At 64.9% G+C, this 7,869-nt stretch carries 7 protein-coding genes; 5 read left to right on the plus strand and 2 right to left on the minus strand.

From position 1 onward, the window contains the following. From VFA16_RS00115 to VFA16_RS00135, 5 genes are all read left to right on the plus strand, one after another. Positions 1-896 (plus strand): 5-oxoprolinase/urea amidolyase family protein (locus VFA16_RS00115; protein ID WP_324965862.1); only part of this gene is annotated, 896 nt, incomplete at its 5' end. A gap of 10 nt (positions 897-906) precedes the next feature. Next, positions 907-1,452 carry a GNAT family N-acetyltransferase gene (locus VFA16_RS00120; RefSeq protein ID WP_324965863.1) on the plus strand — a complete coding sequence of 182 codons (546 nt, stop codon included), beginning with the start codon at positions 907-909 and terminating at the stop codon, positions 1,450-1,452. A 237-nt stretch (positions 1,453-1,689) separates the two neighbouring features. Continuing rightward, on the plus strand, positions 1,690-3,093 hold the full coding sequence (locus VFA16_RS00125; RefSeq protein WP_324965864.1) for a nitrate/nitrite transporter: 1,404 nt from the start codon (positions 1,690-1,692) through the stop codon (positions 3,091-3,093). Between the two features lie 349 nt (positions 3,094-3,442). Next, positions 3,443-4,588, plus strand: coding sequence for a uroporphyrinogen-III synthase (locus VFA16_RS00130; protein ID WP_324965865.1), 1,146 nt, complete (start codon positions 3,443-3,445; stop codon positions 4,586-4,588). Then, positions 4,585-5,274 (plus strand): sirohydrochlorin chelatase, encoded by a 690-nt coding sequence (locus tag VFA16_RS00135; RefSeq protein ID WP_324965866.1) that lies wholly within the window; start codon positions 4,585-4,587, stop codon positions 5,272-5,274. Before VFA16_RS00130 ends, VFA16_RS00135 begins: the two co-directional genes overlap by 4 nt. A 5-nt stretch (positions 5,275-5,279) precedes the next feature. Here the strand turns inward: VFA16_RS00135 and nirD are convergent, their stop codons facing one another. Continuing rightward, complete coding sequence (gene nirD / locus VFA16_RS00140; RefSeq protein WP_324965867.1) at positions 5,280-5,648, minus strand: nitrite reductase small subunit NirD; 369 nt, start codon at positions 5,646-5,648, stop codon at positions 5,280-5,282. A 21-nt stretch (positions 5,649-5,669) separates the two neighbouring features. Continuing rightward, positions 5,670-7,869, minus strand: a 2,200-nt coding sequence (nirB, locus tag VFA16_RS00145) for a nitrite reductase large subunit NirB (protein ID WP_324965868.1), incomplete at its 5' end; no start/stop codon positions are given.

Consider the following 7,869-nt stretch of genomic DNA (forward strand, 5'->3'; position numbering starts at 1 on the left):
GGACCGGGCCGCTGGCACTCGTTGAAGATCTTGGGCGGGTCGGTCTGGCCCACCTCGGTGTCACCCGCTCGGGGGCCGCTGACCGCCGCTCGCACACGCTGGCCAACAGGCTGGTGGCAAACCCCGGCGACCGCGCCACCATCGAGGTGACATTCGGCGGTTTCGCCGCCCGAGTCCGCGGCGGCGACGTCGACATTGCGGTAACCGGGGCTGACACCAACCCGTCTGTAAACGGAATCGCCTTTGGGACCAATAGTATTCAGCATGTCAGCGACGGCGACATCATCTCGATGGATGCGCCGTTTGCCGGACTGCGCACTTATCTGGCGGTACGCGGCGGGTTTGATGTGACGCCGGTGCTCGGCTCGCGCAGCTACGACGTGATGTCTGGCATCGGACCGCTGCCGCTGCAGCCCGGAGATGTGCTGCCGGTCGGCGAGCACACCGACGACTACCCGGAACTCGAGCAGGCCCCGGTGGCGGGCATCGAAGAGCACCTTGTCGAACTGCTGGTGGTACCCGGGCCGCGCGACGACTGGCTGGTCGACCCGGACGCCCTGGTGCACACGATCTGGATGGCCTCTGACCGCAGCGACCGGGTGGGGATGCGGTTGGAGGGACGTCCACTGCGCTACCGCTGGACGGATCGTCAATTGCCCAGCGAAGGCGTCACCCGCGGCGCAATTCAGGTGCCGCCCAACGGTTTACCGGTAATTCTCGGGCCAGATCATCCGGTGACGGGCGGCTACCCGGTGGCCGGTGTGGTCGCCGAGGACGACCTCGACAAGGTCGCCCAGATCCGACCCGGCCAGTATGTGCGGCTGCATTGGTCGCGGCCCCGGTCGCCGCGGCGTTTCGAGCTGAGTTCGGCTGCCGCGGGCGCGTCAACCTGGTAAACCAGGCAGTGTGCGCACCCGGGTCCACACTGCCCGCCTGGTTCACACCGCCGACCTGGACGCCGAGACCTACCACAGCGCCCGCCAAATGGTCAGCGCGGCGTTCGGCGGTGATTTCAGCGACAGCGATTGGGAGCATGCGCTGGGCGGGATGCATGCCTTGATCTGGCATCGCGGCGCGATTATCGCGCACGCTGCCGTGGTGCAACGTCGGCTGCTCTACCGCGGCGCCGCGCTGCGCTGCGGTTACGTCGAAGGGGTGGCGGTGCGCGAAGATTGGCGCGGCCAGGGGTTGGCGATCGCGCTGCTGGACGCGGCCGAGCAGGTGATGCGCGGGGCGTATCAGATCGGCGCCATCAAAGCGTCGGACCGGGGTCAGCACATGTTCACGTTGCGGGGTTGGCTGCACTGGCGGGGTCCTACCTCGGTGCTGGCCCCGACCGGGCCGACCCGCACACCCGAGGCGGACGGAGCGGTGTTCGTGTTGCCGATCGGCATCAGCATGGACATCTCGGCGGGCTTGATGTGCGATTGGCGCGACGGGAGTGTCTGGTAGCCGAACCACCCGCATACGGTCACTGTGGTTTCTCTGCGCGACAAGGCTTTTGGTCTAGTATCTCGCCTTTACCGTTCCAGTGCACTTGCGTATAAGATTCGCCGAGAAGCGGCGCGGCCTACTGACCGTCGCCTTGTCCTGCGGTCTCACTTGTGGGGCTGCATCTTGTGAACTGAAATTCACGCCGGGGTCACGCTAGAGAGATTTCCGGCAACACAACGTTTTTAGCGTGGCCGCATGCCACGTTCACATTTGATAACCGACTGGGATCCCGAGGACAGAGTGGCCTGGGAGGCCGGCAACAAGAAGATCGCTCGCCGCAACCTGATCTGGTCGGTGGTCGCCGAGCATCTCGGCTTCTCGATCTGGTCGATCTGGTCGGTGATGGTGTTATTCATGCCACAGGCGGTCTACGGGTTCTCTGCCGCCGACAAGTTCCTGCTTGGCGCCACTGCCACCTTGGTTGGTGCGTGCCTGCGCATTCCCTACACCTTGGCTACCGCGACGTTCGGCGGACGCAACTGGACGACGTTTTCGGCGTTCGCCTTGCTGATACCGACGCTCGGGACCCTGTGGCTGCTGGCCCATCCGGGTCTGCCGCTGTGGATGTATCTGGTGTGCGCGGCTCTTGCCGGGTTCGGCGGCGGCAATTTCGCATCGTCGATGACCAACATCAATGCCTTCTACCCGCAGCGGCTCAAGGGCTGGGCACTTGGGATCAACGCCGGCGGCGGCAACATCGGCGTGCCGATGATCCAGCTGGTCGGCTTGCTGGTGATAGCGGTCGCCGGCAACCGCTCACCCTACTGGGTGTGTGCGGTGTACCTGGTGTTGCTGGCTATCGCCGGCATCGGCGCTGCCCTGTTCATGGACAACCTTCAGCAGCACAAGATCGACGTGACGGCTATGCGTGACATCCTGTCCGAGCGGGACACCTGGATCGTCGCGATGCTCTACATCGGCACTTTCGGGTCTTTCATCGGCTTCTCGTTCGCGTTCGGCCAGATCCTGCAGATCAATTTCATCGCCGGCGGCCAAACCGCTGCGCAGGCCGCACTGCATTCTGCGCAGATCGCGTTCATCGGCCCGTTGCTGGGATCCATCTCACGGGTGTACGGCGGCCGGCTCGCCGACCGCATTGGCGGCGGCCGTATCACGCTGGTCACCTTCTCCGGGATGATCTTGGCGGCCAGCCTTCTGATTACCGTCAGCACCATCGATGACCACCGAGCCGGCCCGGCGACGGTCACCACGATGGTCGGCTATGTCGTCGGCTTTGTCGCGCTATTTGTGTTGTCCGGCATCGGAAATGGCTCGGTGTACAAGATGATTCCGTCGATCTTCGAGGCGCGCAGTCGCTCGCTGGCGCTGAGCGAGCATGACCGCCAGCAATGGTCACGAGCGATGTCGGGAGCGTTGATCGGGTTCGCCGGCGCCATCGGCGCCCTCGGCGGCGTCGGCATCAATCTGGCGTTGCGACAGTCGTATTTGACCAGCGGCTCGGCTACAGCTGCGTTCTGGGTGTTCGTCGTCTGCTACATCGGCGCTGCGGCGCTGACGTGGTTGAGGTACGTGCGCCGCCCGGTGCTGTCCGGCCTACCGCACCTGGTGCGAGACGAGTTGGCCCCTGCATCCACATAGTGCCCACCGCTGAATTGCGGTGTGCCAGAGCGAACAAGCCTTTAATGCGATATACGTCACTGGGAGTCGGCAGGATCACTGCCGACTCCCAGCTTTCACACTGTCACCTTCCAGGCCCGGACCGTAGATTCGCGCCCGGTCAGTGTCGGCAGCGCCGCGCTGACCACGCGTTCATTCCGTGTCCAGCGACTTCGTTGAGGAGGAGAACTAATGGGTCGGTATTTCCCCGCATGGCGGGTTGAGAAGCGGCGCTGACGCCACCGGGGCTGTGACTCACACCGCAAGCCGGGCAACGCTTCGGCAATTACGTGGTAACGCGACCGAAATCTACAGGGAATACACACTTCATATGGGTCAGCCAGCCGCGGCGCCGCTCACCGGCTACCGGGTCGCGGTGACGTCAGCGCGCCGCGCGGAGGAACTCTGCGCGTTACTGACCCGCCACGGCGCCACGGTCTGCAGCGCCGCCGCAATCACCATGGTGCCTCTGCCTGAAGACGACGAATTGCACCGCCACACCAAGGCTTTGATCGCGAAACCACCGGATGTCTTGATCGCGACGACTGGAATCGGGTTCCGCGGCTGGATCTCCGCCGCCGACGGATGGGGGCTGGCCAACCAGCTGATCGAGGCGCTGTCCACTGCGAAGATCGTTGCCCGCGGGCCGAAGGCGACCGGTGCGCTGCGTGCCGCCGGCTTGCGCGAGGCATGGTCGCCGGAATCGGAATCGTCCCGCGAGGTGCTGCGTTACCTCCTCGAATCCGGTATTGGGGGCCAACGTATCGCGCTTCAACTGCACGGCGCCACCGACGATTGGGACCCGTTTCCCGAATTTGCCGACGAATTGTCCCGCGCCGGTGCCGAAGTCGTGCCGATCCGGGTGTACCGATGGCTGCCCGCGCCGCGAGGTGGCGAATTCGACCAGCTGGTCACCCAGATCGCCCAACGACAGGTCGACGCCGTCAGCTTCACCTCAGCACCCGCGGCCGCAGCGACACTGATGCGAGCCGACGAACTAGCGCTTCACGACCAGTTATTGGATGCGCTGCGCACCGATGTGCGGGCAATGTGTGTGGGACCCGTTACCGCACAGCCGTTGGCGCGATTGGGCATCCCGACATCGTCACCTGAGCGGATGCGGTTGGGTGCATTGGCTCGACACATCGCCGATGAGCTGCCGTTGCTGCGTTCGCGCACGGTACGGGCGGCTGGCCACGTGATCGAGATTCGCGGCACCTGCGTGGTGGTCGACGGTGTGGTCAGGTCGCTGTCGCGGGCCGGAATGGCGATCCTGCGCGTGCTGGCGCAGCGCCCGGGTGCGGTCGTTTCCCGCAGCGATCTACTCCGCGCGCTGCCGGGCGGCGGCACCGACACCCACGCGGTCGACACGGCGGTGCTGCGGCTGCGAGCTGCGCTGGGAGACAAAGGCATTGTTTTGACAGTGGTCAAGCGCGGCTATCGGTTGGCGATCGATGAACAGACAGGGGTGGCATGAAGCTCCTGCTCGTCGCACACGGTACTCGCCGGCCGAGTGGCGTCGCGATGATCGGCGACCTCGCCGATCGGGTCAGCCGGTTACTGGACCGGACGGTGCATGTCGCGTTCGTCGACGTGCTGGGGCCCACGCCCACCGAGGTGCTCTGCGGCATGGCGCCGGCCAAGACACCGGTTATCGTGCTGCCGGCTTTCCTGTCCCGCGGATACCACGTCCGCACCGATCTGCCCGCTCACGTGGGGGCCAGCGGACACCCGCACGTCATCGTCACACCGACCTTGGGACCAAGCCCTCACATTGTGCGGCTACTCGGAGAGCAGCTGCTGAAAGCCGGGTGGTGTCCGGGTGATTCGGTAATTCTTGCTGCGGCAGGCACATCGGATGCAGTCGCGAGAAGCGACCTGCACACCACCGCCACGCTGCTCTCCGCGCTGACGGGATCGCGAGTGGAGTTGGCGCTTGCGGCCATCGGTGATCCCAGTGTTTCAGATGCGGTCGCCAACTCTCGGCGCCGATCGTCGCGGCCGGTGGTGGTGGCGTCGTATCTTCTGGCAGACGGATTGTTTCAGCAGCAGCTGCGAAACTGCGGCGGGGACATCGTTACTGATCCGCTGGGTAACCACCCGCGGCTGGCGCGGCTGATTGCCAACCACTTCCAGCGGGCTCGCACACCGCTGGCGGTATGACCGGCCTATCGACCGATCTCCACCATTCCGTTGACTAGCCGGGTGCGGTACACCGGCACTGCCACCGCCGGATCGTCGAAGCAGCGGCCGTCGTCTAGGGCGAATGCCTGCTTGCCGATTGGTGTTTGGACCATGGGCCGTCCGGCTCGGTCACCGACGATGCCACGCGACATCACCGCGGCGCCGGTGAACGGGTCGATGTTCCCGATGGCGTGCAGGGATCCGTCGTCCAGCCGGAACAGCGCTGCCTGCGAGCCGTCGGCGAGCAGCACGCCGACACCCCGGTTGGGCACTAGATAGTCGTAAGAGCAAGCCGCTGTCCAGGTTTCGACGTAGACAGACAGCAATTCGGTGGTGTCGTCAAGCAGCGTCATGGCATCTCCTTACTTCGGCGTTCATGCCCGCACTCGCGGCATACCGATCAGCACCGGATCAGCCTGTCCGTCGTTGGGCAGCGCCGGTCTCTTGCGTCCGTTGTATTCGGTGAACGTCACAGTGGGGTCCGGGGTCCCGGGTGCGTTGACGAAGGAAACGAACCGGGAGAGCTTGTCCGGGTCCTCCAGCACCCCTTTCCATTCGCATTTGTAGTTCGCGACGTGGCGTGCGATCGCGGCCTCGAACTCCTCGGCCAGACCCAGGGAGTCGTTACACACCACATCGCGCACGTGATCCAGTCCGCCCTCGAGTGATTCGATCCACGGCGCGGTGCGCTGTAGCCGGTCGGCGGTGCGGATGTAGAACATCAGGAAGCGGTCGATATAGCGGATCAGTGTCTCTTCGTCGAGGTCGCCGGCCAGCAACTGGGCGTGCTTGGGCGTAAATCCGCCGTTGCCGCCGACGTAGAGATTCCAGCCCTTTTCGGTGGCGATGACGCCGACGTCCTTGCTACGTGCTTCGGCGCACTCGCGGGCACACCCGGAGACACCCATCTTGATTTTGTGCGGTGCGCGCAGCCCGCGGTAGCGCAGCTCCAAGTCGATGGCCATCTGCACCGAATCCTGGACGCCGTAGCGGCACCAGTCGTTGCCCACACAGCTCTTCACGGTGCGCAGCGCTTTGCCGTAGGCGTGGCCCGATTCCATCCCAGCGTCGACGAGCCGCTTCCAAATGGCCGGGAGCTGGTCGACTCGCGCGCCGAACATGTCGATCCGCTGTCCGCCGGTGATCTTGGTGTACAGCCCGAATTCCTGGGCGATCTGGCCAATCAGGATCAGGTGCTCTGGCTTGATGTCGCCGCCGGGCACTCGGGGCACCACCGAGTAGCTGCCGTTCTTTTGAATGTTGGCCAGGAAGTGGTCGTTGGAGTCCTGCAGGGACGCCTGCTCGCCATCGAGGATGTGCTCGGAGCCGGTGGAGGCCAAGATCGAGGCGACGGCCGGTTTGCAGATGTCGCAACCTTTCCCGGTGCCGAACCGCTCAAGCAGGCCCGAGAAGGTGCGGACTCCGGTGGCCATGATGATCTCGAACAGCTCTTGGCGCGATTGACTGAAGTGTTCGCACAGCGCCTTGGACTGCTGTACACCTTCAGCTTCCAACAGCTGCTTGAGCATCGGCACGCAGGAACCGCATGAGGTGCCAGCCGAAGTACACGACTTCAGCGCTGGCACATCGGCGCAACCGTCGGCGATCGCGGCGGCCAGATCACCCTTGGTGACGTTGTTGCACGAGCATATCTGCGCGGAATCCGGCAGCGAGCCAACCCCCAAAACCGCTGTGCTGCCGCCAGTTTGGGCATGCGCGATAAGCGCCAGCGGATCGCCAGGCAGCTCGGAGCCGACCATGGGGCGCAGTACGCCATAGCTGGAGGCGTCGCCTACCAGGATGCCGCCGAGCAGCGTCTTGGCGTCGTCGGAGAGCACCAGCTTGGCGTAGGTCTGGTTCACCGCGTCGTTGACCACGACCTCTAAACAGTCGGGCGTGATGCCCATCGCGTCGCCGAAGCTGGCCACGTCAACACCGAGCAGTTTGAGCTTGGTGGACATGTCGGCTTCGGGAAATTCCGCCGCGCCGCCCACTAGCTGATCCACCACCACCTCGGCGCTGGTGTAACCGGGACCGACCAAGCCGTAGCAACGGCCTTCGATCGCTGCGACCTCGCCGACCGCGTAGATATCGGGATCGCTTGTCCGGCAATGTATATCGGTCAGCACGCCGCCGCGGTCAGCGACAGCGAGCCCAGCCGCCACGGCCAGCTCGTCGCGTGGGCGAATACCCGCGGCGAAGATCACTACCCCGGCGTCGATCGTCTCTCCGTCGGAGAGCCGCACCCGCACCGACGTTGAACCGTCCGGGTAACTAACGGATTCGATGCACTCGGTTTTTACCTCGAGGTGCACCGCGATCCCGAGCTCGGTGATCATCCGGGCCAGCAGCGCGCCGCCGGCTTCGTCGACCTGCTGGGCCATCAGTCTCGGCATCATCTCGACGATGTGGGTGTGCAGGCCGAACTGGCGCAACGCGTTGGCCGCCTCAAGCCCCAGCAAGCCGCCGCCGATGACCACGCCGGCCGTCGTGTGCCCGGCATGCAGCGTGCGCTGGGCGTCGGCCCGGATGGCGTCGAGGTCGTCGAGGGTGCGGTAGACGTGGCAGGGCCTC

Origin of the sequence: Mycobacterium sp., assembly GCF_035653355.1 — a bacterium.
GTDB lineage: Bacteria > Actinomycetota > Actinomycetes > Mycobacteriales > Mycobacteriaceae > Mycobacterium.